Origin of the sequence: Cupriavidus sp. a3 (assembly GCF_051015765.1) — a bacterium.
Taxonomy (GTDB): Bacteria; Pseudomonadota; Gammaproteobacteria; order Burkholderiales; family Burkholderiaceae; genus Cupriavidus; species Cupriavidus oxalaticus_A.
Genome location: NZ_CP170643.1, coordinates 2,064,033 through 2,087,253 on the forward strand (window position 1 = coordinate 2,064,033; position 23,221 = coordinate 2,087,253).

Annotated in this window: 22 protein-coding genes; 8 read left to right on the forward strand and 14 right to left on the reverse strand. The window is 64.3% G+C overall.

Annotated elements, in window-relative coordinates:
• Positions 1 to 16: 16 nt before the first annotated feature.
• The 5 genes from ACAD63_RS10070 (at position 17) to ACAD63_RS10090 (ending at position 3,463) form a co-directional block, all read left to right on the forward strand.
• On the forward strand, positions 17 to 577 hold the full coding sequence (locus tag ACAD63_RS10070; RefSeq protein ID WP_135706392.1) for a cysteine hydrolase family protein: 561 nt from the start codon (positions 17 to 19) through the stop codon (positions 575 to 577).
• Positions 578 to 772: 195 nt separating this feature from the next.
• Positions 773 to 1,597 (forward strand): alpha/beta fold hydrolase, encoded by an 825-nt coding sequence (locus tag ACAD63_RS10075; RefSeq protein WP_133098105.1) that lies wholly within the window; start codon positions 773 to 775, stop codon positions 1,595 to 1,597.
• An 80-nt stretch (positions 1,598 to 1,677) separates the two neighbouring features.
• Positions 1,678 to 2,175, forward strand: a complete 498-nt coding sequence (locus ACAD63_RS10080) for a hypothetical protein (RefSeq protein WP_434033865.1) — start codon at positions 1,678 to 1,680, stop codon at positions 2,173 to 2,175.
• 18 nt (positions 2,176 to 2,193) lie between these two features.
• On the forward strand, positions 2,194 to 2,496 hold the full coding sequence (locus ACAD63_RS10085) for a hypothetical protein (RefSeq protein WP_135706394.1): 303 nt from the start codon (positions 2,194 to 2,196) through the stop codon (positions 2,494 to 2,496).
• A gap of 31 nt (positions 2,497 to 2,527) precedes the next feature.
• On the forward strand, positions 2,528 to 3,463 hold the full coding sequence (locus ACAD63_RS10090) for an alpha/beta fold hydrolase (RefSeq protein ID WP_135706395.1): 936 nt from the start codon (positions 2,528 to 2,530) through the stop codon (positions 3,461 to 3,463).
• 163 nt (positions 3,464 to 3,626) lie between these two features.
• Here the strand turns inward: ACAD63_RS10090 and ACAD63_RS10095 are convergent, their stop codons facing one another.
• Together ACAD63_RS10095 and ACAD63_RS10100 are read right to left on the reverse strand one after the other, a co-directional pair.
• Positions 3,627 to 5,057: a catalase gene (locus tag ACAD63_RS10095; RefSeq protein ID WP_135706396.1), complete on the reverse strand. Its 1,431-nt coding sequence runs from the start codon at positions 5,055 to 5,057 to the stop codon at positions 3,627 to 3,629.
• A 135-nt stretch (positions 5,058 to 5,192) separates the two neighbouring features.
• Positions 5,193 to 6,023 carry an alpha/beta fold hydrolase gene (locus ACAD63_RS10100; RefSeq protein WP_135706397.1) on the reverse strand — a complete coding sequence of 277 codons (831 nt, stop codon included), beginning with the start codon at positions 6,021 to 6,023 and terminating at the stop codon, positions 5,193 to 5,195.
• A 530-nt stretch (positions 6,024 to 6,553) separates the two neighbouring features.
• Here ACAD63_RS10100 and ACAD63_RS10105 point away from each other — a divergent pair.
• Positions 6,554 to 7,417 carry an isochorismatase family cysteine hydrolase gene (locus ACAD63_RS10105; protein WP_135706398.1) on the forward strand — a complete coding sequence of 288 codons (864 nt, stop codon included), beginning with the start codon at positions 6,554 to 6,556 and terminating at the stop codon, positions 7,415 to 7,417.
• Here ACAD63_RS10105 and ACAD63_RS10110 read toward each other — a convergent pair.
• Together ACAD63_RS10110 and ACAD63_RS10115 are read right to left on the reverse strand one after the other, a co-directional pair.
• Entirely contained in the window at positions 7,348 to 7,545 is a 198-nt protein-coding gene (locus ACAD63_RS10110; RefSeq protein WP_434033866.1) for an integrase core domain-containing protein, read from the reverse strand. The two genes, ACAD63_RS10105 and ACAD63_RS10110, sit on opposite strands and share 70 nt — an antisense overlap.
• Before the next feature lie 58 nt (positions 7,546 to 7,603).
• Complete coding sequence (locus ACAD63_RS10115; protein WP_434033867.1) at positions 7,604 to 9,418, reverse strand: LysR substrate-binding domain-containing protein; 1,815 nt, start codon at positions 9,416 to 9,418, stop codon at positions 7,604 to 7,606.
• A 235-nt stretch (positions 9,419 to 9,653) separates the two neighbouring features.
• Between ACAD63_RS10115 and ACAD63_RS10120 the strand changes: the two genes are divergently transcribed.
• Entirely contained in the window at positions 9,654 to 11,201 is a 1,548-nt protein-coding gene (locus ACAD63_RS10120) for a winged helix-turn-helix domain-containing tetratricopeptide repeat protein (RefSeq protein ID WP_434033868.1), read from the forward strand.
• A gap of 276 nt (positions 11,202 to 11,477) precedes the next feature.
• Here the strand turns inward: ACAD63_RS10120 and ACAD63_RS10125 are convergent, their stop codons facing one another.
• Genes ACAD63_RS10125 through ACAD63_RS10150 form a run of 6 tightly spaced genes read right to left on the reverse strand, consistent with a single transcriptional unit; the run spans position 11,478 to position 18,680 of the window.
• The gene (locus ACAD63_RS10125) at positions 11,478 to 13,145 is read right to left on the reverse strand and encodes an acyl-CoA synthetase (RefSeq protein ID WP_434033869.1); all 1,668 of its coding nucleotides are present in this window, start codon (positions 13,143 to 13,145) and stop codon (positions 11,478 to 11,480) included.
• A gap of 28 nt (positions 13,146 to 13,173) precedes the next feature.
• Complete coding sequence (locus tag ACAD63_RS10130) at positions 13,174 to 14,316, reverse strand: acyl-CoA dehydrogenase family protein (protein ID WP_135706402.1); 1,143 nt, start codon at positions 14,314 to 14,316, stop codon at positions 13,174 to 13,176.
• An 11-nt stretch (positions 14,317 to 14,327) separates the two neighbouring features.
• Entirely contained in the window at positions 14,328 to 15,458 is a 1,131-nt protein-coding gene (locus ACAD63_RS10135) for an iron-containing alcohol dehydrogenase (protein WP_434033870.1), read from the reverse strand.
• 26 nt (positions 15,459 to 15,484) lie between these two features.
• A complete protein-coding gene (locus ACAD63_RS10140) occupies positions 15,485 to 17,053 on the reverse strand; it encodes an acyl CoA:acetate/3-ketoacid CoA transferase (RefSeq protein ID WP_434033871.1) in 1,569 nt (522 codons plus the stop codon).
• Positions 17,054 to 17,090: 37 nt separating this feature from the next.
• Positions 17,091 to 17,531 carry a MaoC family dehydratase gene (locus ACAD63_RS10145; protein WP_022538176.1) on the reverse strand — a complete coding sequence of 147 codons (441 nt, stop codon included), beginning with the start codon at positions 17,529 to 17,531 and terminating at the stop codon, positions 17,091 to 17,093.
• A gap of 27 nt (positions 17,532 to 17,558) precedes the next feature.
• Positions 17,559 to 18,680 (reverse strand): glycoside hydrolase family 88 protein, encoded by a 1,122-nt coding sequence (locus ACAD63_RS10150; protein WP_135706405.1) that lies wholly within the window; start codon positions 18,678 to 18,680, stop codon positions 17,559 to 17,561.
• A gap of 161 nt (positions 18,681 to 18,841) precedes the next feature.
• On the opposite strand from ACAD63_RS10150, the gene ACAD63_RS10155 reads away from it, so the two are divergent.
• Entirely contained in the window at positions 18,842 to 19,738 is an 897-nt protein-coding gene (locus tag ACAD63_RS10155) for a LysR family transcriptional regulator (RefSeq protein WP_133098045.1), read from the forward strand.
• Positions 19,739 to 19,770: 32 nt separating this feature from the next.
• On the opposite strand, the gene ACAD63_RS10160 is transcribed toward ACAD63_RS10155, so the two are convergent.
• The 4 genes from ACAD63_RS10160 to ACAD63_RS10175 are packed head-to-tail and all read right to left on the reverse strand — an operon-like array spanning position 19,771 to position 23,208.
• Entirely contained in the window at positions 19,771 to 20,004 is a 234-nt protein-coding gene (locus ACAD63_RS10160) for a hypothetical protein (RefSeq protein ID WP_133098046.1), read from the reverse strand.
• Positions 20,001 to 21,221: an ABC transporter substrate-binding protein gene (locus ACAD63_RS10165; protein ID WP_434033872.1), complete on the reverse strand. Its 1,221-nt coding sequence runs from the start codon at positions 21,219 to 21,221 to the stop codon at positions 20,001 to 20,003. The genes ACAD63_RS10160 and ACAD63_RS10165 overlap by 4 nt, the downstream gene beginning before the upstream one ends.
• Before the next feature lie 56 nt (positions 21,222 to 21,277).
• Entirely contained in the window at positions 21,278 to 22,306 is a 1,029-nt protein-coding gene (locus tag ACAD63_RS10170; protein ID WP_434033975.1) for a branched-chain amino acid ABC transporter permease, read from the reverse strand.
• 14 nt (positions 22,307 to 22,320) lie between these two features.
• Entirely contained in the window at positions 22,321 to 23,208 is an 888-nt protein-coding gene (locus ACAD63_RS10175) for a branched-chain amino acid ABC transporter permease (protein ID WP_135706407.1), read from the reverse strand.
• Positions 23,209 to 23,221: the final 13 nt, after the last annotated feature.

Below are 23,221 nucleotides of genomic sequence, written 5' to 3' on the forward strand. Positions count from 1 at the left end.
CATAGCGAGGAATACTATGTCCAGGCGCGCACTTATCGTCATCGATATTCAGAACGACTACTTCCCGGGTGGCCGGTGGACGCTCTCGCAAATGGATCGGGCGGCCGACAACGCGGCTGCACTGATCGCGGCGATGCGCGAAGCCGGCGAAACGGTGATCCATATCCGCCATGAATTTCCCACTTCCGATGCGCCGTTCTTTACGCCAGGCTCGGCTGGCGCCGAGATCCATGCCAAGGCCAGTCCAAAGGAAGGCGAGGCGATCGTCCTCAAGCATCACATCAATTCCTATCGGGATACGCATCTAAAGCAAATCCTGGACGAACGCGGCGTCAATGAAGTCGTCATCTGCGGCGCCATGAGTCATATGTGCGTGGATGCCGCGACACGTGCGTCGAATGACTTCGGCTACCAATGCACCGTCGTCCATGACGCATGCGCGTCGCGCGATCTGGAGTTCGAAGGCGTCGAGGTGCCCGCCGCGCAGGCCCACGCGGCGTTCATGGCCGCGCTCAGGTTTGCCTATGCTCGTGTCATCTCGACAAGGGAATGGCTGGATGAGCAGCACCCTCGATAGGGGACCGTACTGACCGGACGCAAGGGGAAGCGCAAAATGAACGACGAAAATGGGTCGGTGATGACAGCGACGCGCCGTGGCGTCCTGAAGGCCGTCGCGTCAGTGGCGGCATTGTTCACGATGTCTCGCGCGGCGGACGCCGCCACCAACGCGACCGCCCCGGCGAGCAGGGGCAAACAACAAGGAGGGAATGCCATGCAAACAGTCAGGACGAAGGATGGTGTCGACATCTTTTACAAGGACTGGGGCAGTGGCCAGCCCATCGTCTTTTCCCACGGATGGCCGCTGAGCGCGGACGACTGGGACGCGCAGATGATGTTTTTCCTGAACCATGGATTCCGTGTAATTGCGCATGACCGGCGTGGCCACGGCCGGTCCACGCAGATCGCCAGCGGCCACGACATGAATCACTATGCCGACGACCTGGCAATGCTGACTGCCCATCTGGACCTGAAAAACGCCATCCACATTGGCCACTCCACCGGCGGCGGTGAAGTCGTGCGCTATCTAGCGCGACACGGCGATAGCCGCGTGGCGAAGGCAGTCCTGATCGCCGCTGTGCCGCCGTTGATGGTGAAGACGCAAGCCAATCCGGGCGGATTGCCAAAGGAAGTCTTCGACGGCTTCCAGGCGCAGGTTGCAAACAACCGGGCACAGTTCTACCGCGATATCCCTGCTGGTCCCTTCTATGGCTTCAACCGGCCGGGCATCAAGCCGGACGAAGGGGTGATTGGAAACTGGTGGCGCCAGGGCATGCAGGGTGGCGCCAAGGCGCACTACGACGGCATCGTCGCCTTTTCACAGACCGATTTCACGGAGGACCTGAAGAAGATCACTGTGCCGACGCTGGTAATGCATGGCGACGACGACCAGATTGTGCCCTATGCCGACTCCGCACCCCTTTCGGCAAAGCTGTTGCGCAATGGCATCCTGAAGACATACAAGGGATTCCCACATGGCATGCCTACCACGCATGCCGAGACGATTAACGCCGACCTGTTGGCTTTCGTTCGCTCCTGATTATTCCCCCCGCTCGCGCAGACGTGCTGCCGATACGGATCCTCCACGGCGTCTAAGCAGGCGAATCCCGGAGTGCCATCATGCTCAACCTCAGTCCGCTCGGAATACTCCACACCTCGATTGCCCTGGTGGCAGTGGCGTGTGGTCTGGTGGCGTTGTTTAAGCACGGCGAGATCGAGATGAGGACGCGATCCGGCCGGCTCTATATATGGCTGACGGCAGCGACGGCATTCACCGGGCTCTTTATTTTCCGCCATGGCGGATTCGGGCCGCCCCATGCACTGTCAATCCTGACGTTGGCAGTGCTCGCCATTGCCAGTGCCTGCGAGCGACATAGGGAAGCGGGCGTAGCACGCTACCTGGCCGTACTGGGCTACTCGCTTACGCTGTTCTTCCATCTGATCCCAGGATTGACGGAGACCGGCACGCGCATCCCGCTCGGCAATCCGGCCTTCAGCGGTCCGGAAGATCCGACACTGAAGGCGATGGTTGGCATCGGCTTCCTCGTCTATCTGACTTGCGCGACGGTCCAGGCGATGCGTATCCGCCGCGCCCACCGACAGACGGTCACCCCCTGAATCTCTGTTGCCCTTGTGATGAGCCAGCCAGAAGAAGGACAGCCGGGGCTATCTGCCCAACTGCCGCTGCTCGACGGCATTCTTGAACAGCATAGGGTGCAACTCGGCGCCGGCACCGAAGGCGACTTGGTCGATATGTTCCGGCAGGCCGACTGGGTAGACGTGACCGGCGGAGTCATCACCGCGTCGATTCCGAAAGGATTTCTGGCCGACGTATTCGCGCTGTTTCCCAACGCCGGTTTCCACCGCTGTCTTCTTCGACTGACATGCCGGCACGCCGTCCTGCACCCGCTCAAGCCACTCCCAATGATCCGGTGGTGAGATAGCCACCAACTTTCCAGGAGATGCAGTCATGAAGCGTTTGTTCGCCCAACGCATGCCGGCCTTCGGTGTTCTCCCCACTGCGGGCCACGCGGCTGCCGCCGATGCCGCGGTCTCCGCGGGGACCGCCCCGACCTCCTACGTGACGGTCGAGGGCGACAGCATTGCCTACCGCAAGATAGGGCAGGGACCGACGATCATTCTCGCCAACCGCTTACGCGGGACGCTCGATACATGGGATCCGTTGTTTCTTGACGGACTAGCGTCGCGGTACACCGTCGTCACCGTCGATTATCCCGGCATCGGTTACTCGACTGGCAAACTGCCCGACTCCATGGCATCGGCGTCGAAGTTCATCGATGAGTTCGCCAACGCAATCGAGGCCGATCGTTTCGTCATCCTCGGCTGGTCGTGGGGAGGACTTGTGGCTCAGACCTATCTTCTGGACCACGCGCAACGCGTTACTCAGGCGATCCTCATCGGAACCAACCCACCCGGACATAACGATATCCCACTGCAGCAGGTGTTTCTCGATCGTGCATTCAAGCCTGTGAACGATCTGGCGGATGAGGAGGTTTTGTTTTTCGAGCCCGCCTCCCAGGCAAGCCGTGCGCAGGCCAAGGCATCTCACGAACGCATCTACGCAAGGGCTGACGTTACCTCCAGGATACCCTCCAGGCCCGACGAGTTGGCGCCGTACTTTACGGCGGCAGAGGGCTTCCGCAAGGATGAGGAGCACCGGCGCGATCGCATGGGGCAGGTGAATGTGCCGATCCTGGTAATCGCAGGAGACCACGATACGAGCACCGCTGGGCAGAACTGGTTTCCTTTGATCGGGAAGATGCGACAAGCACAATTCATCTTCTTCTCCGAAGCGGGGCACGCACCACAGCACCAACACCCCGAACTTATTTCCGACTACATTCACGATTTTCTCGTTAGGACCTCTCGCGACGGCGAGAGATGAACTCTGCGCCGGGCGGCCTTCTTCCGCGACAGTCGTCGACCATGGCTGACGTGAGGTCAACTGTCAGTGTCAGGTCGGCCGTAGCGGCCGATCGGACGAAGCCGCTCGCGCGGTAGGAGGCTCAGTTCCAGTTTGAAGGGGTGTTGGAGGTTCCGGTCCCTGACTAGCGGTTCTTCAGCGCCTCGGCAACCCCTGCGCCATAGGCGCGATCGGCCATCGTGCAATTGCGGATATGCCGTTGCTGCACGTCCTCGCTCGCGCCGCCGAGCGCGCGCGCCGTGTTGTCGAAGAGCTGCAGCTTCTGCTCGGGCGACATCAGTCGGAACAGCGCCCCCGGCTGCGAGTAGTAGTCCTCGTCCGCGCGATGGTCCCAGTGCGCGGCTGCGCCCGAGAGCGGCAGTGGCGGCTCCGCCAGCCGCGGGCTGTCGGCCCACTCGCCGCGGCTGTTGGGCACGATGCCGGGCAGCCCGCCCTGGTTGCCGTCCACGCGCATCGCGCCGTCGCGGTGATAGCTGTGCACCGGGCAGCGCGGGGCGTTCACCGGAATCTGGTGCGCGTTCACGCCTAGCCGGTAGCGGACCGCATCGCCGTAGCTGAACAGCCGCCCCTGCAGCATCTTGTCCGGCGAGAAGCCAATGCCCGGCACGATGTTGGCGGGCGAGAACGCCGCCTGCTCCACATCGGCGAAGTAGTTGTCGGGGTTCCGGTTGAGCTCCAGCACACCCACCTCGATTAGCGGGTAGTCGCCGTGCGGCCAGACCTTGGTGAGGTCGAAGGGATTGAACGGGCAGACCTGCGCCTGCTGCTCGCTCATCACCTGGATGCACAACGTCCAGCGCGGGAAGTCGCCGCCGTCGATCGCCTCGAGCAGGTCGCGCTGCGCGCTCTCGCGGTCGTTGGCGACGATCGCGGCGGCCTGTGCGTCGGTGAGGTTACGGATGCCTTGCCGGCTGCGCAGGTGAAACTTGACCCAGCGCCGCTCGTTGTCCGCGTTGATGAGGCTGAACGTGTGGCTGCCGAAACCGTGCATGTGGCGATAGCCATCGGGCAGGCCGCGATCGCTCATCACGATGGTCACCTGGTGCAGCGCCTCGGGTAGCAGCGTCCAGAAGTCCCAGTTGTTCTGGGCGCTGCGCAGGTTGCTGCGCGGGTCGCGCTTGACTGCGTGGTTCAGGTCGGGAAATCGCAGTGGGTCGCGCAGGAAGAACACGGGCGTGTTGTTGCCCACCAGGTCCCAATTTCCTTCCTCGGTATAGAACTTCACCGCGAAGCCGCGGATGTCTCGCTCGGCATCCGCCGCGCCTCGCTCGCCGGCCACCGTGGAGAAGCGCACGAAGACGTCGGTCTTCTTGCCGACGCCGGAAAAGAGCCTGGCCTTCGAGTACGCCGTGATGTCGTGCGTCACCGTGAAGTGGCCGAAAGCGCCGGAGCCCTTGGCGTGCATGCGCCGCTCGGGGATCACCTCGCGGTCGAAGTGGGCGAGCTTCTCGAGCAGCCAGATGTCCTGCAGCAGCGCGGGGCCGCGCGCACCGGCGGTCTCGATGTTGAAGTTGTCGACAACGGGGGCGCCGTTGGCATGAGTCAGTTTGGTCATGGCAATTTGGGCAAAAAGAGGGATTCAGCGGAGCCACTTCTGGAGGGAGGACTGGACGTGCAGAGTGGGAGTCGCGTCGATGGCCCCCACTTAAAGGTGGACCGGCCATCGACGGTGCCGACTGATTCGACGCAATCAGGCCTTGATAAAAGCCAGCAGGTCCGCGTTGATGAGGTCCGCGTGCGTTGTTGGCATGCCGTGCGGGAAGCCCTTGTAGGTCTTCAACTTGCCGTTCTTCAGCAGCTTGACCGACAGCGGCGCGGAATCGGCGTAGGGGACGATCTGGTCGTCGTCGCCGTGCATCACCAGCACCGGCAGTCCGATCTTCTTCAGGTCGTCGGTGAAGTCGGTCTGGGAGAACGCGACGACGCCGTCGTAGTGCGCCTTGGCGCTGCCCATCATCCCTTGTCGCCACCAGTTCTGGATGATGCCTTCCTGCGGCTTCACGCCCGGCCGGTTGAAGCCGTAGAACGGCCCGGCGGGAATATCGCGGTAGAACTGCGCCCGGTTCGTGGCCGTCTGCACTTGCAGGCCGTCAAACACGTCCTTCGGCAGGCCGCCGGGATTCGACGCGGTCTTGACCATCAGCGGCGGCACGGCGTTAATGAGGCAGGCCTTCGCGGCCCGCTTCTCGCCGTGGCGAGCCAGATAGCGCACGACCTCGCCGCCGCCGGTGGAGTGGCCGATGTGGATCGCGCCCTTGAGGTCGAGATGGTTCACGACCGCGGCGAGGTCGTCGGCGTAGTGATCCATGTCGTGGCCGTTCCAGACTTGCGCCGAGCGGCCATGCCCGCGCCGATCGTGCGCGACGACGCGATAGCCCTTGGAGAGGAAGAACATCATCTGCGCGTCCCAATCGTCGGAGCTCAGAGGCCATCCGTGCGAGAAGACGATCGGGGTGCCATTGGGGGGACCCAAATCCTTGTAGAAGATCTGGACCCCGTCTTTGGTGGTGACATAGCTCATGGGTGGATTTCCTTCCGGAGTTTCAGCGCCGTTCGGCGCAGTAGGAGCAGCGGACGCTGCGAATGGCAAAGCCGCTGCTGCTGCAGTGCCTGCCCCAAGGACCAACAACTGACGGCGCGTGACTCGAGCGAAGCCAGGCCGTGTTGGCGCGGGATCAATTTTCATGGGTATAGATCTGAGTGGAGACGCGATCAGTCTAGCCATGGTCTCCTCGCCATGCGATATGCATCACGGGCAATTCGATGTTGCCGGATCTTCACCAATGTCGCGGCAACGCATCCGGCGCGTGCCGCTGGGTCGTTCACCGAGCTTAGCCATCCGCGCGACAGGATCTTCAAATGCGCCGGCTCATTCTTGACGGACTCTGGCTGAGCGCGATTGGTACTTCGCGATCAACAGATTTGTCCATACCCAGCCCCTAGTGCAGGCGGGCATTTGCTTCTAGATTTCAACGCATCACGTCAGCATCGATGCATCGGATCGAGACCCTCGCGGCGTGTTCGTTGTCCACCCCAGTCCGAGGAACCAACATGACCCAACGCAGTAACTACCAACAGCAGTCGTCGGAGCCTTTCAAGAACCGTGACCACCGATGCGTTGCTCGCGCCACGCTTCGGTTGACGGCCGCGCTTGCGATGGCCGTTGCAAGCATCGCAACCGCCACGGCACATCCACATCCGGTACAACCGGCGCAGTACACCGACCCGACCGAGCGCGCCATGCCCGTTCCCACGATGACACTCGATCTGGAACGCACCGCCCTGGTTGTGATCGATCCCCAGATCGACTTCATGAGCCCGAAGGGCGCCGCCTGGTCCGCTGTGGGTGAAGCCGTCACCGAGCAACGGCTCGTGCCGAACCTGCTGCGCCTGTTCGAGTCCTCGAAGAGGGCGGGCATCGTCGTCGCGATCTCGCCTCACTACTACTACCCGCACGACCACCAATGGAAGTTCCAGGCCCCCGCCGAGCTCTTCCAGCACAAGATCAAGATCTTCGACAGGCCCAGCGCACTGAGCCTGGATGGGTTCCGCGGCTCGGGCGCGGACTTCATGCCCGAGTTCAAGCGCTACATCGAGGACGGCAAGACGATCGTCGCTTCGCCCCACAAGCTCTACAGCCCGCAGACCAACGATCTCGCGTTCCAGCTTCGCAAGCAGGGGGTCACCAAGATCGTCCTCGCCGGGATGCTGGCCAACCTGTGCGTGGAGTCCCACTTGCGTGAGTTTGCGGAGCAGGGCTTCGAGGTGGCCATCGTGCGTGATGCGGTCGCCGCCCCGAAGCTGCCTGAGGGCGACGGCAATCTCAGCGCACTGATCAATTTCCGCTACATCGCCAACGCGCTGTGGACGACCGACGAGGTCGTCGCCAGGCTCGCGAAGCCCACCGCGCGGTGACCTGTGATTGCCTCGCCCTCGCATCGGCGGGCGAATCCGGTGGGGGTGGCCCAGTCCGGCGCAGAGTGGGGTCGACTCTCGTTGTGGTGGGTCCGCCAGGCAGAGATCTTGGCCCTGGCGTCGTCCACTCCTGGCGCAGCCGCTCATTGAAGCTCTTCGCGCGCGTTGTCAGTCGTCTTGCCAAGGCTATTGATCCCGCAGGGGCACCAATGGTGCCAAGGCGACCTGTCGATCCTCAGGCGGTAGTGAGAAAGCACCCGCGCATTGAAGGTCCAGCGCCCGGATCGCTGCCGTCATGTGGTCGACGAACACGCGGATACGCGACGGCAGGTGCTGACGGCTCAGGTAGCAGATGTAGTGGCCCTGGTCATCGGGTGCGTACTGTGGCATGGAGTGAACCAGTTTCCCCTCGCGCAGCAGATCGCAGATCAGGTACCCGCCCAACTGAGCGATGCCCTTGCCTTGGAGGACGGCCTCCAGTACGAGCCCGTCATCGTTGAACATGATGCGCGATGGCGGCGTCAGCTTTCGCAATCCCCCCTCCACCTTGAACTCCCATTCGTAGACGCGGCCCGACGGCAGACGGACGTTGATGCAGTCGTGCAGCATCAACGCGTCCGGCGACTCGGGCATACCGCGCCTTACCGCATACGCGGGCGAGGCGCACACCAAAGTCTGCATCGGGACGATCCGTTTCGCGACGATCCGGGAGTCGGCCAGGCGTCCGTTGAGAAACGAGACGTCGATGCGGTCCGACGTGAAGTCGCTCGCGACGCAGCCCAGGTGCAGCTCGATCTCGATGTCGGGGTACTTTTCCTGGAAGGCCCACAGCAGCGGCGCAACCACCTTGCGGCCGAAACCCACGGAAGCGGAGACCCGCAGGCGTCCTCGCGGCGGACCGTCGCGCAGATCGCGCAGGTCCTCCATCGCCTCCGTGATGAGAGCGACGCTGGGCTGGCAGCGGGCATGAAGGATCTCGCCTTCGCGCGTGAGCGAAATGCTGCGCGTCGTCCGACTCAGCAGACGCAAGCCGACCTGCGCCTCCAGCTTCTGGATGCAGCGGCTGACCGCGGAACGAGTGATCCCGAGCCGGTCAGCGGCCTTGGAAAAGCCGCCTTCGGCCACGACGGTGATGAAGGCGACGACTCCGGGATAGCTCGTCGCGAAGCTCGATGCAAGCGCCTCCGAGTTGTCCGCACCGGCAGTCGCCAAAAGAGGGGACTGCATGGCGAAGCAGGACTTAGCCTGGTAGCGACCGAGCCAGTCCTCGAACCGGATCGCGCCGATGCGGGGGTTCTCCCCGGGTGTGAGCGTCCGATCGGAGAGGAGGCCACCAAAGTAGCGCGCGTGGACGTCCGGCACGACCTTGCGCGTATCCTGCGTCGCCCGCAGGAAGCGCCTGACCAGTTCGTCCAGCGGCATCGCCTCCGGACCGGCGACTTCGACCGTGCCGTTGACTGGCGGCGCGACTGCAACCTCGGCGAGCGCCGCTGCCACGTCCGCTGAGGCGATCGGTTGGATCAGCGCCGGCGACAAGCGAATCTCCTTGCCTAAGGTGTCCAACGGGGCAGCCGACTGGGCAATGTCGCCGACAAACTCGTAGAACTGAGTCGCACGCACGATGGTGTAGGGAATGCCGGACGCCTTGATGAGGCTCTCCTGCGCGACCTTCGCCCGGAAATAGCCGCAGTCGGGAAGCCGTTCGCTACCAACGATCGACAGGGCCACATGGTGGCGTACGCCGGCGGCAGCGCCCGCAGCCAGCAGGTTGCGGCCCGATCGCTCGAGAAACTCGAGGGCCGTCTCGTCTTCCCATACTGGCGCATTCGCCACATCGACGACGACCTCGGCGCCGTCGAGCGCTTTGGCCAAACCCTCGCGGGTGATGGTGTTGACGCCGGTGTCAGGGGCGGGTGCGAGCACGTCATGGCCACGCTTGCGAAGGTTCTCCACAAGCTTCGTTCCGATGAGGCCGGTGCACCCGATGACGACAATCTTCATGTTTTCTCTCCGTCTCTCGACCGCAAGCCGTTGCAGTCAATGTGCGTGGAGATTGCCCGCGCGCTCCGGAGAGGTCCTTGCCTTCACCTTGAATTTCTCTGCAGGAGAGCTTGGTTCTTCGTCCAAGGGTTGCCCGATCGGGATGAGATGCTCTCACCACGGGTTGCAGTATCATCCATGGACGGAATTCGCCAGTTGCCCCCACCTGGGAGGCGAATCGGCCAGGGGATGTCAAGTGCAGTTCGTGTTTGGAGACTACGTGATCGACCCGGAACGCCGGGAGCTTTCGCATCGCGCGAAAGTCGTACCTGTCGGGCCGCAGGTCTTCGATCTGCTGCTGCATCTCGTCAGGAACCGCGACCGTGTCGTCAGCAAGGACGACCTGCTGCAGGCGGTATGGCGCGGCCGAATCGTCTCGGAATCGACGATCACCAGTCACATCAATGCGGTTCGCAAGGCCATTGGCGACACCGGCGGGGAACAGCGCCTGGTCAGGACTGTCGCCCGCAAGGGTTTCCGCTTCGTCGGCGAAATCGGCGAACACATCTCCAGGGAATCGAGGGAGCCGCCGTCGGCTCTCCTCCTTCCTGATAAACCCTCCATTACCGTATTGCCCTTCCAGAACTTGAGCGGCGATCCCGAGCAGGAGTATTTCGCCGACGGCGTGGTGGAGGACATCATCGCTGCGTTGTCGCGCATACGCTGGCTGTTCGTCATCGCGAGCGACTCAAGCTTCACCTACAAGGGCCGCGCAGTCGAGGTGAAGGACGTTGGTCGCGAGCTTGGCGTGCGCTACGTGCTGGAAGGCAGCATGCGCAAGACCGGCAACAAGGTGCGCATCACAGGGCAGCTCATCGATGCCAGGACCGGGACACATCTCTGGGCGGAGCGCTTCGAAGGCACGCTGGACGACATCTTCGAACTGCAGGACCAGGTTGCGGAAAGCGTGGTCGGCGCCATCGCGCCGCAGCTCGAGCGGGCGGAGATCGAGCGTGCCAAGCGCAAGCCGACGGAGAACCTGTGCGCCTACGACTATTACCTTCGCGGCACCGCGCAGGTGCACAGCGGAACGCGCGAATCAATCGAGGCGGCGCTGCCCTTGTTCTACAAGGCCACCGAGCTCGATCCGGATTTCGCATCGGCCTATGGCATGGCGGCCTGGTGTTATATCTGGCGCAAGATGAATGGCTGGATGACCGATCAGCCCCGGGAGATTGCCGAGGGCACTCGCCTGGCCCGACTGGCGGTGGAGCTCGGCCGGGACGATGCTGTGGCGCTCACGAGAGGAGCTCATGCACTTGGGCATCTGACCGGCGACCTCGACGGCGGTATCGCGCTGTTCGACAGAGCTTTGCTGCTTAATCCGAACCACGCACCTGCATGGTCCCTGTGTGGGTGCCTGCACGCTTGTCGCGGTGAAACAGACGCTGCGATTAAGTATTTGGCGCGTGCCGTTCGCTTGAGTCCATTGGATCCGGAAATGTTCAGGATGCAGGCTGGGATGGCGCTGGCGCATTTCTTCGCGGGACGCTTCGACGCCGCTTCGGATTGGGCCGAAAGGGCCAAATGCAATCTACCGAGTTTCCTTGCCCCGGCCGGCATTCTGGCGGCGAGTCATGCGCTCGCTGGCCGCATGGACAAAGCGAAGGAGGCGATGCAGCGCCTGCGCACGCTCGATCCGTCACTCCGCGTCTCCAATCTCAAGGACTGGCTTCCGATCCGTCGCCCAGAAGACCTGACCCAGTTTGCGGAGGGGCTGCGGCTGGCCGGATTGCCCGAATGACTACGGCACGATTGCTCCTCGCCGATGGCGCGTACCGGGCCGAGCAGAGCCCTCGACAAGGAGCGTGCCGCAAGTCTGAACGATATACCGACCGTGCCTGCCGTGCTGTAGTACCGCGCCAGTCACGCATCTCGCGAAAGATGTCGCCAAGGCGGTCGATCAAGCGGTCTTCGCTCCCAATGCGATGCCGGACACGAGTCTTCTGCTCCGCCACGACCGGGCGCTCTCGGATATCCCGAATGTGGGGAGCAGGCCCGGCCGGCCACCGAAACACATTCACGGGGGACGTCTCGCCGGTACGTGGCCGGGCCAGGGAGCGCCGGAGCTTGCTCGTTGCCTGAGGAGGAACTTCTGGATCTTGCCGGTCGACGTCCTGGGAAGGTGGCCGATGACTACTTTCTTCGGCGCCTTGAAGTGTGCCAAATGGGCGCGGCAATGTTCGATCAGTTCGCGCTCGCCAACCCTGGCGCCATCGACGACTTCGACAAAGGCGCATGGCGTCTCCCCCCAACGCTCGTCGGGCTGGGCGACGACGGCTGCCACGCGCACCGCAGGGTGCCGGTAGAGCACCTCTTCAACCTCCAGTGAGTTGATATTCTCTCCGCCCGAAATGATGACGTCCTTGGAACGGTCCCGGATCTGTACATAGCCATCCGGGCAGACGACTGCGAGGTCACCCGAGTGGAACCAGCCGCCGGCAAAAGCTTCCGCCGTGGCCTCGGGGTTCTTCAGGTAGCCCTTCATCGTCATGTTGCCGCGGAACATGACTTCACCGATGGTCTTCCCGTCCCACGGCACCGGCACAAGGGTTTCGGGATGCAGCACGGCCATGCCTTCCTGTGCGGTGTAGCGGACGCCTTGCCGTCCTTTTCGTTCCGCCAGCGCACCGATGCCGAGTTCCTCCCATTCGGGCTGCTCCACGCAAACCGCCGCGGGGCCGTAGACCTCGGTCAGCCCGTAGATCTGGGTGATCCTGATCCCCATGCGCATCAGGCCTTCGATCACCGGGATCGGCGGGGGGGCGCCGCCGATGAGTCCGTGGACCGGATGGTCGATGCCCGCCTTCCACGCTTCGGGTGCGTGGGCAAGCATCGCATGCACGATCGGCGCCCCGCAGTAATGCGTGACCTGGCACGCGCGAATCGCATCGAGCACGGCGGCAGCCTCCACCCGCCGCAGGCAGACGCTGGTACCGGCGTTGGCAGCCAGCGTCCAGGCGAAGCACCAGCCATTGCAGTGGAACAGCGGCAGCGTCCACAGGAAAACGGCGTGCCGGGGCATGCCCCAGTCGAGCATGTTCGACAGCGCAGCCAGATAGGCGCCGCGATGGTGGTAGACCACGCCCTTTGGGTTGCCTGTGGTGCCGGAGGTATAGTTGAGGGCGATGGCCTGCCATTCATCGGCAGGCTCGCCGCCCTCCCAGTGCGGATCGCCCCCGGCCAGGAAGCCCTCGTATTCGATCTCCGCCAGCCTGCGGCCCCCTTCGACGGCGGGATCGATGATGTCAATCACCAGCGGCTTGTCGTCGAGCAGCGTCAGTGCGGCTTCGACTACGTCAGCGTACTCCGTGTCGGTGACCAGCACCTTTGCATCCGCGTGCCTGAGCATGAAGGCGATGGCGGCCACGTCCAGGCGCACGTTTAACGTGTTCAGCATGGCGCCACTCATGGGCACGCCGAAATGCATCTCCAGCATCTCCGGCGTGTTGGCGGCCATCACGGCTACCGTATCGCCAGTCCTGACGCCGGCGGCCACCAGCGCCGACGCGAGGCGGCGGCTGCGCTCCAGCATTGCCCGCCAGCTCGTGCGGCGCTCGCCGTAGACGATGGCTGTACGCTCAGGGTAGACCTCGGCCGTCCTGCGCAGGAAGGAGATCGGCGTCAGGGGCACGAAGTTGACCGGGCTGCGCTCCAGCCCATCCGCGCTGTGTTCGACGTGTTCCATGGATTGCCTCACTGGCTGCAGCCGTGCGTCAGCGCATTACGTCGCGGGAGATGATCATCCGCTGGATCTCGGAGGTCCCCTCAACGATCTCGAGCACCTTGGCATCCCCGAACGCGCGCGATACCGCGTACTCCGTCATGATCCCGTTGCCGCCGTGGATCTGCACGGCCTGGTGGGCCGCCTCCATGGCCTTCTCGGTTGCGAAGAGCTTTGCCATCGAGGCCTGCCGATCGTAGGGCCGGCCCTCGTCCTTGGCCACCGCGGCGTCGTAGAGCATCAGGCGGGCAGCGTGCGCGTGGGTCGCCATGTCGGCCAGCTTGAACTGCAGCGACTGGAACTGGTCGAGCGTCTTGCCGAACGCTGTGCGCTCGCTCATGTAGCGGACAGAACGTTCCAGCGAGCCCTGCAGGATGCCCAGGCCCAGCGTTCCGATCAGGATGCGGCCGGTGCTCACCTGTGACAGGGTCTGCCGGAGGCCGGCCCCGACCTCGCCGAGCAGGTGCCCGGCAGGAATGGCGCAGTCCTCGAAGAACAGCTCGAATGTGGTCGATCCGCGCCAGCCGATCTTGTGCAGCTTCTTGCCATGGCTGAAGCCGGGCGTACCGTTCGGCACGATGAAGTTCGAAATCTCCTTGCGGCCGTCGGGCCGGGTTCCCGTCACCGCCGCAATGACGATCGGGCCGGTGATCTCGGAACCCGAGTTGCTGATGAAGGTCTTGGCGCCATTGATAACCCAGCAGCCATCCTTCAGCACGGCGCGGGTCTGGATATTGGCGGCATCGGAGCCGGCGTTCGGCTCTGTCAGGCCGATGCAGCCGACCTGCGTGCCCGCCAGGATCGGCCGCAGGAAGCGCGCCTTCTGGCCGTCGGTGCCGTAGTTGTTAAGCAGGCTGGCCGCCGTGGAGTTGGCCATGATGGCTACCGCCACGGCGCAATCGACGCGGGCGATCTCTTCCAGCGCAATGGCGAAGCCAAGCCAGTCGCCGCCGCTGCCTCCCCAGGCTTCGGGGTACGGCAGCCCGATATAGCCCAGTTCGCCGGCCCGGCGCCAGATCTCGTAGGGAAAACTCTCCTCCTCCCACAACCGGTGGGCGACCGGTGCGATCTCTTCCTCGGCGAAACGGCGCACCGCCTGCCGGATAATCTCGTGGTGTTCTGCGATGTATGACATCGTCTTTCTCCTCAATACGATTCCTGCAGCATCGCCAGGTAGTCGTCGACCGTGGCAGTGCGGGGATTGGTGGCGTGGCAGTGGTCCTTCGTGGCGGCGACCGCGATGTCCTCCAACACGTAACGCGGCACGCCCATGGCGCCGAGACCAGCCGGCAAGCCGAGACGGGCGTTGAGTTCGCTGATGGCCTGAGCCGGGTCCCCGCCGGCGGGCAGGCCCATGGCCTGGACAAGTGCGGCCTGCTTGGCTTCGGTCGCCGGCTTGTTGAAGCGCAGCACGGCCGGCAGCAGCACGGCATTCAGCGTGCCGTGGTGCAACGAGACGCCGGGCACCGCGCCCAGCGGGTGCGACAGTGCATGCACCGCGCCCAGCCCCTTCTGGAAGGCCAGCGCGCCTTCCATGGCGGCCATCATCATGTTCCAGCGCGCGTCGCGGTCGCAGCCGTCGGCGGTGGCCTTGCCGATATTGGCTATGCCGCGGCGCAGGCCGTCCAGGGCGATCGCTTCGGCTGGCGGGTTGATGGCCGGCGACAGGAAGGTCTCGATGCAGTGGGCGATGGCGTCCATGCCGGTCGCGGCGGTCAGGGCCGGTGGCAGGCCCAGCGTCAGTTCCGGGTCGCAGATGGCGAGCTTCGGCAGCAGGAACGGACTAAGGAGGCCGAGCTTGCGGCCGGACTCCATGACGATGACCGCGCCCCGGCCCACTTCGCTGCCGGTACCCGCAGTTGTCGGGATGGCCACCAGCGGGGCGACCCGGCTAGTGATCCGGCTCGCGCCGCCCTCCACCGCCGCGTAGGTCTGCAGCGGTGCCGGGTGGGTCGCCAGCAGCGCGGTGGCCTTGCCCAGGTCCATGGGCGATCCGCCGCCCACGGCCACGATGCCGTCGCAGCCGTTGCCCAGGTAAAGGCCGGTCGCGGCGGACACGGCGGCTTCCGTCGGGTTGGGAGGGGTGTCCTCGAAGAAGGTGGGAGTGCAATCCGGGCCCAGGGCGTCGAGCACCTTGTCGGCGATACCGGCGGCGCGGATGCCGCGATCGGTGACGATCAGCGGTCGCTGGATGCCCAGGCGCTGCAGCTCGGCCCCCAGCATCCGGATGGCGCCGAAGTCGATGTGGACGGTAGTCAGGTAGTTGATGACAGCCATGTTTTCCTCGTAGATAGGTCGATGCGTCAGGCGCGGAATAGCGTCGGGTCCATGCGCGGAAGCGGCTCCGCCACGCGCACCGGAGGGAAGGCCATCAGGTCTAGTACCTGGGACCTGACGTCTACACCGGGCGCAACCTCCTCCAGCACCAGTCCGTCTGCCGCCACTGAGAAAACTGCGCGCTCGGTGATGACCTTGGCCTCCTGGCCGCGCTCGGTCACGTTGCGCCCCAGTGGATAGGTGATCTCATCCACGCGCTCGACGAACTTGCGCACGCTCCCCTCACGCCCGACCGACAGGAAGCCGTCGGTAGTGTCGGCGACGAGGCCACCGGTGGAGAAAGTGCCGGTGAACAGCAGCTTGCGCGCGTTGTAGGCGATGTCGATGAAGCCGCCCGGCCCCGGATTGGCCGCGCCGAAGCGGCTCACGTTGATGTTCCCGGCCCGGTCGAACTGGGCAAATGCCAGTGCCGCCATCGGGCAGTTGCCGCCGTCGATGAAGTCGAACTGCGACGGGCCGTCGATCAAGGCCTCCGGATACTTGTTGGCGGAGAATTGCCAGCCGCTCATCACGACGCCGCCGAAGGGGCCGTGCTCGGTGGTAAAGCTGTAGCGACGCAGGCCGCCGTCGGCGAACAGGCCATCTTCCATCATCACCGTGGGCACGTCGGACGAAGCACCGAAGCCAAAGATGCTGACCTCGCCGGGCCTGATTTCCCGGGCCGCCCGCCGGGCGATCACCTTGTCGGCGCCGGGCGGCAGGCGGTCCGAGGCGCGGCCGTCGAAAAGCTGGCCGCCGAGATAGGCATCGTCGTACCGGATGTCGGTGGTCATCATGGCGTCGGGTTCCACCACGACGCGATCCACCAGCACGCCGGGAATCCGCACCGCGTGCGCCGGCCGGGCGTGGCGCGGCACCAGCTTGCGCACCTGTGCGATCACGATGCCGCCTGACGCCTTCACCGCCAGCGCCATGGCCAGCGCGCACGACGTGATCGGCTCGTCCTCGAAGCTCAGGTTGCCGTCCTCGTCGGCACTGGTGGCACGCAGGAACCCCACGTCGAGCGGCCAGCTCGGATAGAACAGGTATTCCTTCCCGTCCAGCTCCTGCACCCGCACCAGGTCGTCGGTGGCGCGCGCCGTATACTTGCCGCCCTGCTGGCGCGGGTCGATGTAGGAGCCGAGGCCGATGCGGGTCAGGTAGCCTGGGCTGCGCCGGGCGACTTCGCGCAGCCAGTGCATGGTGGCGCCGATCGGCCAGCAATAGGCTTCCACCCGATTCTCGCGGATCAGGCGCATGAACTCCGGGCGCTTGCCGGTGGCCGGATTCACCGCGTTGGTAAAGTTGCCCGCCACGATCCGCTTCATCAGCCCTTCGACTGCTACGTGATCCATGCCGCGGATGCCAATGCCGTCGCCGACACTGACCGGGAAGAAGAACGTCAGGTCACGGGGCGATCCCGTCTCGTGGAAGCGTTGCGCCAGCGCCTGGAACAACGCGTCCGGCGTCAGCCAGCCGATCACGCCGACGCTGCCCACGCTCTGACCGGGCCGGATATCCGAAACGGCCTGCGCCGCAGTACAGATCTTGCTCATGCGATCTCTCACCTTTCTCGCCGCTCGCAACCCGGGCTCAGGCCTGGAAATGGATGATGTGGGTACCGACGCAGACCGTCTCGCCCCGCTGGTTGAGTAGCGTCGCCTCGGCCCACAGGCGCTTCTTCTCGTCGTCGGCGCGGGCAATGCGGTAGTTCACGGTGAGGGTGTCTCCGATGCGAACGGGCTTGGTGAAGCGCACGTTGTCGTAGCCGTAGGAGACCGCCGGGCGCTGGATCATGTCGAGATACTTGGTCACGGCGCCGGCGATGAAACCGACCATCATGGCGCCCTGCGCGATGCGGCCGCCGAAGCCCATGCGCTTGCAGTATTCGTCGTCCATGTGGTTGGGGTGGTTGTCACCGCTGATGCCGGCGAAGGCATAGATGTCGTACTCGCCGAGGGTGCGGGTGTAGCTGGTGTGCGTGCCAATAAGGGTGGATACGTTGCCTTCGTGCGGGATCTTGATGTCGGACATGTGGGTTCTCCGGAAGTGGATTGGGGTTCAGACCTGGGTGGCGTCGATCCTGCTCGCGAGGATGAGCAGGGATTCGAGGAGAAAGTAGTCGCCCCAAACCAGTTCGTTGTCTACGGCGACGTTATTGCGCTTGTTGAAGCAGCCGCCGGTGAGGATGCCAGGCTGCCGTTCATCGCCTGGACCGATTGGGGTCAGGAAGCGGGTCACGACTTGCTCGATGCTGTTGACGGCAGCCTGGCGGTAGACCGCCGCGCGCTCCGGGACAAGCGCGGCCAGTTTGAGCAGGCTGGCGGCGGCGATGGCGGTGGCCGAGGTGTCGCGGTTAGTGTGCGGGATGGCGGGATCGTCGAAATCCCAGAAGGCCACGCGGTCGGCGGGCAGGTGCGCGACCCACCAATCTGCCACGCGGATCGCGTCGGATTTGAACGCCTGCTCGCCGCACGACAGCGCCTGTGCGAGGCCAAGCATGCCCCACGCCTGGGCGCGGGCCCACGTGCTGCTGTCATGGATGCCCTTGTGCGTGTAGCGCTTCACGAGCGAGCCATCGGCAGCGTTGAATGTGGCGGACTGGCAAACCGAGCCATCCTCCCGCACGCACAGGGCAATGTGCTGGCGCAGGTGCTGGCGGCCGATCTCGCCCGTACCTAGAGCGGCGTCGTGCCGCAGCAGCAGCGCCACGGTGCCCGGAATCGCATCGATGTTGACCTCGCTCGTCCCCACGCTGGAGGCCTCCTCGGCCTCGGTGCCGAGCGGGATCAGGCGGGCCGCTTCGCTGTACATTTCCGCCAGGCCACGGGTGCCGTCGAGGGCGAGCCCCGCGGCCTGCGGATCGGCCAGCAGCGAGCCGCCGAGTTGCGCGCCGTACCAGAAGAGGAATCCTTTGAACACCGACTTCGACGCCACCCGCGGCGCCAGCCGTGCGGACCACATGCGGGCGCTGTCGCGGTACTTCTGCTCGCCAGTGCGCAAGGCAGCCAGCCACAGCATCCCGACCCAGAAGCCGCCGGTCCAGTCGCCGGCCGGGGAGCGTGTCCAGGTGCCGTCGGCCGGATTGCCATAGTGCGGAAAGCCCGCCTCGTCCTGCGCGATCGTCGCATCGATGCGTTGCAGGATGCGATCGAGCGCATCATCGATCAGTCTGGAATCCATAGTTTTGTCTCCATGCATACATTGGCTTGTCCGGTCTTCGCTGCCAGCCTTGCGGACCTCGGCGTGGAGCGCGGAGCGGGGTATGCATGGAATCGTAGGGATTGCGCAAACTAGCGTCCAATATATAATTAATCGCTCTTTTATACTTACAGGATATAGCGATGGATCTTCGCCACCTCCGGTACTTCATCGCCGTCGCCGAGGAACTCAACTTCACGCGGGCTGCCGAGCGCCTGCACATCGCCCAGCCGCCGCTGAGCCTGCAGATCCGCCAACTCGAGGAGGAGATGGATGTGACACTGCTGAACCGCTCGCGTCGGCACGTGGAGCTGACCGAGGCGGGTCGCATTTTCCTGGAGCAGGCGCGGCAGATCCTGCGCGCTACCGAGAGTGCGGTCATCCAGACGCAGCGCGCGCATCGCGGTGAGACTGGCCGGCTGACGGTCGGCTTCTTCGAGCACACGTCCTATACGCTGCTGCCGCCCATCCTGCGCGCCTACCGGGAGCGTTTTCCCTCCGTGGAAATCCTGCTGCGCTGGTTTCCGGTCGTTGAACAGGCAGAAGCGCTGCGGCGGGGTGACGCGGATATCTCCTTCATGCGGCCCGTGCCCGACCTCGAGGACGTGACGTGGGAAACCATCCTCGAAGAGCCGTTCGTGCTGGCTGTGCCGGCAAGGCACCCATTCGCGAACGCGGAGTCAATCTCGCTGAAGGATTGCGCGCAGGAGCCCTTCATCATGTACATGCCCGAGGCGGCGCCGGACTTCCACGCCATGAACATGCGCATGTGCGCGTCGGCGGGTTTCGTGCCGAAGGTCGTGTCTGAAGTGGGGCAGGTCTACACGCTGGTCGGGTTGGTCAGCTCCGGTGCGGGCATTGGCTTCGTGCCGGCATCGGTCCGGCAGATGAAGTTCGACCACGTCGTCTACAAGCCGATCAAAGGCCGGCAACCAACAGTCGAGATCATGCTCGGCTATAGCCAGCGCACCCCAACGCCGCTGATGACGGCTTTCATCGAGACGGCGAAAAGCATGCTCCCCGGGCCTCGCCCGCTGTAACGTTGGCGAGGCCCGGAGAATGGCGCGGCCGTTCAGTCGCGCCGGGCTGCCGGCAATAGGCGGCAGCCGTAGGTGGCGGTCGAACGCCAGCGAGTTGCCGTCGGCCAGGGCGGCCCGCAACAGGCGTGAGAGGAAGTTCTGATAACAGGGCGGTCTCGGCCATTGCGCTCGGTGAGGGCGTAGCCCAGCCCTTCGATGCCGAGGTCGATGGCCTCCCGGAAGCTGGCGCTCGCCTCGGGCGTCGTCTCGCGACAGGTGATCTTCATGACGTCTTCTTCCCAACCAGCGGGCAGCTACCTTCTTCCATCGGCCGGAACGCCTCGTTGGCGGGAATGGAGGCGATGAGCCTGTAGAAGTCGCCCGCATACTTCGATTCCGACGGCTTCTTCACCTCGAACAGATAGAGCGGGTGGATCTTCCGGCCGTCTTCGCGAATGCTGCCCTTGCCGAACAGCTTGTCGTCGGTGGGCATCGCCTTCATCTTCGCTACCACGGCGCCGCCGTCGCCATCCGCCTTCATCGCCGTTACTGCCTTCAGGTAGTGGATCACAGCCGAGTACGTACCCGCCTGCGCCATGGTCGGGAACTTGCCGTTGTTGGCGGCGGCGAATTCCTTGCCAAACCTGCGGTTCTCGTCGGTCATATCCCAATACCAGGTCTCGCTCAGCAACAGGCCCTGTGCAGCCTTGAGGCCGAGCGCCTGGACGTCGCTGCTGAAGACGAGCAGGCCTGCCAGCTTCTGACCGCCGGCGGTCACGCCGAACTCGGCGGCCTGCTTGACCGCGCCGATGGTGTCGCCCCCGGCGTTGGCCAGGCCCACTACCTGCGCCTTCGAGGCCTGAGCCTGAAGCAGGTAGGAGGAGAAATCGTTGCCCGGGAAAGGATGCCGGACCTTGCCGAGGACCTTGCCACCGTTCTTGACGACAACGGCCTCGGTGTCGCGTTCGAGCGAGTGGCCGAAGGCGTAGTCGGCAGTCACGAAGAACCAACTCTTGCCCCCCGACTTGACAACCGCCTTACCAGTCCCATTCGCCAGTGCCCACGTGTCGTAGGCCCAGTGGATCGCGTTGGGCGTGCAGGCCTTGCCGGTGAGGTCGGAGGTGCCGCCGCCGGTGACAATCATCACCTTGTTCTTCTCCTTGGCCACCTGGTTGACCGCCAGGACGACCGACGAGGTCGGCACGTCGACGATAGCGTCCACCTTGTCCACGTCGAACCAGCGGCGGGCGATGCTCGCCCCGACGTCCGGCTTATTCTGGTGGTCGGCGGCCACGATCTCAACCTTCAGACCATGCTTCTCGGGCGCAAAGTCCTGGACCGCCTTCTTCGCGGCCCAGACCGAACCGGGACCGGCCAGCCCGGCATAAACTCCGGTCTGATCGTTGAGCACGCCGATCCGGACCACGCCGCCCGTGATCTCGGCCTGCGCCGTCGAGGCCGCCAGCAGCGCGGCGAGCGAAAGCAGCTTGATGCGATTGTTCATCCTGTGTCTCCTCTACTGTGGGGATATATATGGGGTGTTCCGTTCAGCGCTTGATTTCATGCCTTTCCTTCCACGCGCCGGGCATGCACGCCCGCTCCGGCGGGCGTTTCGTCATGACTTGGTGCCGGCACGGCAGCGCGGCGCGGTGCGGGCCGGACGCGGCGGTTGCCCACGATGTTCTGGCACAACGCGTTCAACTCGCCGACGATGCCGCGGCGGAACGCAAGCACGCACACGACGAAGATGCTCCCCATGATCACGGTGATCATGGAACCGACCTTGTCCGCCAAGGCGTTCTGGATGGCGACCACGATGCCCGCGCCCACCACCGGGCCGAAGGCAGTGCCAAGGCCGCCCAACAGCGTCATCAGTACGACTTCGCCGGAGGTGTGCCAGTGCGCGTCGGTCAGTGTGGCGAACTGAAAGACAAGGGTCTTGGTGGCCCCGGCAAGGCCGGCCAGGCCCGCCGAGAGGACGAAGGCCAGCAGCTTGTAGCGCGCGACGTCGTAGCCCAGCGAAGTGGTGCGCGCCTCGTTCTCGCGGATCGCCTTCAGAATCTGGCCGAAAGGCGAATGGATGATGCGATGGATCAGCCAGAAGGTGCACAGGAAGATCGCCAGAACGAAGTAGTACATGCGCAGGTCCGACGCCAGGTCGAGCAGGCCGAACAGCCTGCCTCGCGGAATGGCCTGCATGCCATCCTCGCCGCCTGTGAACGGCGCCTGCAGGAACAGGAAGTACAACATCTGTGCCAAAGCAAGCGTGATCATCGCGAAGTAGATGCCCTGTCGGCGAATAGCGAGCGCCCCGACGACAAAGCCCGCGGCAGCCGAGACGGCCGTGCCGAGCAGAAGGCCGAGTTCCGGGGTGAGCCCCCAGGTCTTCATGCCATAGCCCGATATATAGGCCGCGGTGCCCAGGAACGCCGCATGGCCGAACGAGAGCAGGCCGGTATAGCCGAGCAGCAGGTTGAAGGCGCAGGCGAACAAGGCGAAGCACAGAACCTTCATCAGCATCACCGGATAGAGCACCGCCGGGGCCGCCAGCGCGCCCAGCAGCAGGACTCCGTAGCCAAGATTTCTCATTTTCATACTTGACCTCACTTTTCCTTGCCAAACAGGCCTGCCGGCCGAACCATCAGTACGATGACCATGATCACGAAAACCACCGTGGCCGACGCCTCTGGATAAAACACCTTGGTCAGTCCTTCGACCACGCCCAGTCCCAGTCCGGCGACGATCGCGCCAAGGATGGAACCCATGCCGCCGATCACCACCACCGCGAACACGACGATGATCAGGTTCGACCCCATCAGCGGACTTAGTTGCCCCGTCGGTGCTGCCAGCACGCCGGCCAGCCCGGCCAGGCCCACGCCGAAGGCATAGGTCATCATCACCATCACCGGCACATTGATGCCGAAGGCTTGGGTAATGCTTGGGTTCTCGGTGGCGGCGCGCAGGTAGGCGCCGAGGCGGGTCTTCTCGATCGTGAACCAGGTCAGCAGGCACACTGTGAGCGAGCCGCCGATGACCCACGCGCGGTATTTCGGCAGAATCATGAAGCCGAGGTTGAAGGCGCCGGCCACCTCGTCGGGAATCGAATACGGCTGCCCCGAGACGCCGAACTGGAAGCGGAACAGACCTTCGATAATGAGCGCCAGCCCGAAGGTCAGCAGCAGCCCGTACAGGTGGTCGAGCTTGTACAGCCACCGCAGCAGGCCGCGCTCGATGGCGATACCCATCAGCCCTACCAGCACCGGCGCCGCCAGCAGCGACCACCAGTAGCTGACGCCGAGATACTCCAGGCCCGCCCAGGCGACAAATGCGCCCACCATGAACATCGCGCCGTGGGCAAAGTTGATGATGTTGAGCATGCCGAAGATCACGGCAAGCCCGAGGCTGAGAATCGCGTAAAACGAGCCGTTTACCAGCCCGAGCACGAGTTGCCCCAACAGCCCCTGTAGCGGGACTCCCAGAATCGTTGTCATGTTGTCTCCTCCG

What these genes read in the sequence shown, in the direction of transcription:
- ACAD63_RS10175 (WP_135706407.1), bottom strand. Translation starts at nt 23,208, where the DNA reads ATGACAACGATTCTGGGAGTCCCGCTACAGGGGCTGTTGGGGCAACTC.
- ACAD63_RS10095 (WP_135706396.1), bottom strand. Translation starts at nt 5,057, where the DNA reads ATGACCAAACTGACTCATGCCAACGGCGCCCCCGTTGTCGACAACTTC.
- ACAD63_RS10070 (WP_135706392.1), top strand. Translation starts at nt 17, where the DNA reads ATGTCCAGGCGCGCACTTATCGTCATCGATATTCAGAACGACTACTTC.
- ACAD63_RS10160 (WP_133098046.1), bottom strand. Translation starts at nt 20,004, where the DNA reads ATGAAGATCACCTGTCGCGAGACGACGCCCGAGGCGAGCGCCAGCTTC.
- ACAD63_RS10155 (WP_133098045.1), top strand. Translation starts at nt 18,842, where the DNA reads ATGGATCTTCGCCACCTCCGGTACTTCATCGCCGTCGCCGAGGAACTC.
- ACAD63_RS10130 (WP_135706402.1), bottom strand. Translation starts at nt 14,316, where the DNA reads ATGTCATACATCGCAGAACACCACGAGATTATCCGGCAGGCGGTGCGC.
- ACAD63_RS10140 (WP_434033871.1), bottom strand. Translation starts at nt 17,053, where the DNA reads ATGAGCAAGATCTGTACTGCGGCGCAGGCCGTTTCGGATATCCGGCCC.
- ACAD63_RS10125 (WP_434033869.1), bottom strand. Translation starts at nt 13,145, where the DNA reads ATGGAACACGTCGAACACAGCGCGGATGGGCTGGAGCGCAGCCCGGTC.
- ACAD63_RS10135 (WP_434033870.1), bottom strand. Translation starts at nt 15,458, where the DNA reads ATGGCTGTCATCAACTACCTGACTACCGTCCACATCGACTTCGGCGCC.
- ACAD63_RS10075 (WP_133098105.1), top strand. Translation starts at nt 773, where the DNA reads ATGCAAACAGTCAGGACGAAGGATGGTGTCGACATCTTTTACAAGGAC.
- ACAD63_RS10080 (WP_434033865.1), top strand. Translation starts at nt 1,678, where the DNA reads ATGCTCAACCTCAGTCCGCTCGGAATACTCCACACCTCGATTGCCCTG.
- ACAD63_RS10170 (WP_434033975.1), bottom strand. Translation starts at nt 22,306, where the DNA reads ATGAGAAATCTTGGCTACGGAGTCCTGCTGCTGGGCGCGCTGGCGGCC.
- ACAD63_RS10115 (WP_434033867.1), bottom strand. Translation starts at nt 9,418, where the DNA reads ATGAAGATTGTCGTCATCGGGTGCACCGGCCTCATCGGAACGAAGCTT.
- ACAD63_RS10165 (WP_434033872.1), bottom strand. Translation starts at nt 21,221, where the DNA reads ATGAACAATCGCATCAAGCTGCTTTCGCTCGCCGCGCTGCTGGCGGCC.
- ACAD63_RS10150 (WP_135706405.1), bottom strand. Translation starts at nt 18,680, where the DNA reads ATGGATTCCAGACTGATCGATGATGCGCTCGATCGCATCCTGCAACGC.
- ACAD63_RS10100 (WP_135706397.1), bottom strand. Translation starts at nt 6,023, where the DNA reads ATGAGCTATGTCACCACCAAAGACGGGGTCCAGATCTTCTACAAGGAT.
- ACAD63_RS10085 (WP_135706394.1), top strand. Translation starts at nt 2,194, where the DNA reads ATGAGCCAGCCAGAAGAAGGACAGCCGGGGCTATCTGCCCAACTGCCG.
- ACAD63_RS10105 (WP_135706398.1), top strand. Translation starts at nt 6,554, where the DNA reads ATGACCCAACGCAGTAACTACCAACAGCAGTCGTCGGAGCCTTTCAAG.
- ACAD63_RS10090 (WP_135706395.1), top strand. Translation starts at nt 2,528, where the DNA reads ATGAAGCGTTTGTTCGCCCAACGCATGCCGGCCTTCGGTGTTCTCCCC.
- ACAD63_RS10145 (WP_022538176.1), bottom strand. Translation starts at nt 17,531, where the DNA reads ATGTCCGACATCAAGATCCCGCACGAAGGCAACGTATCCACCCTTATT.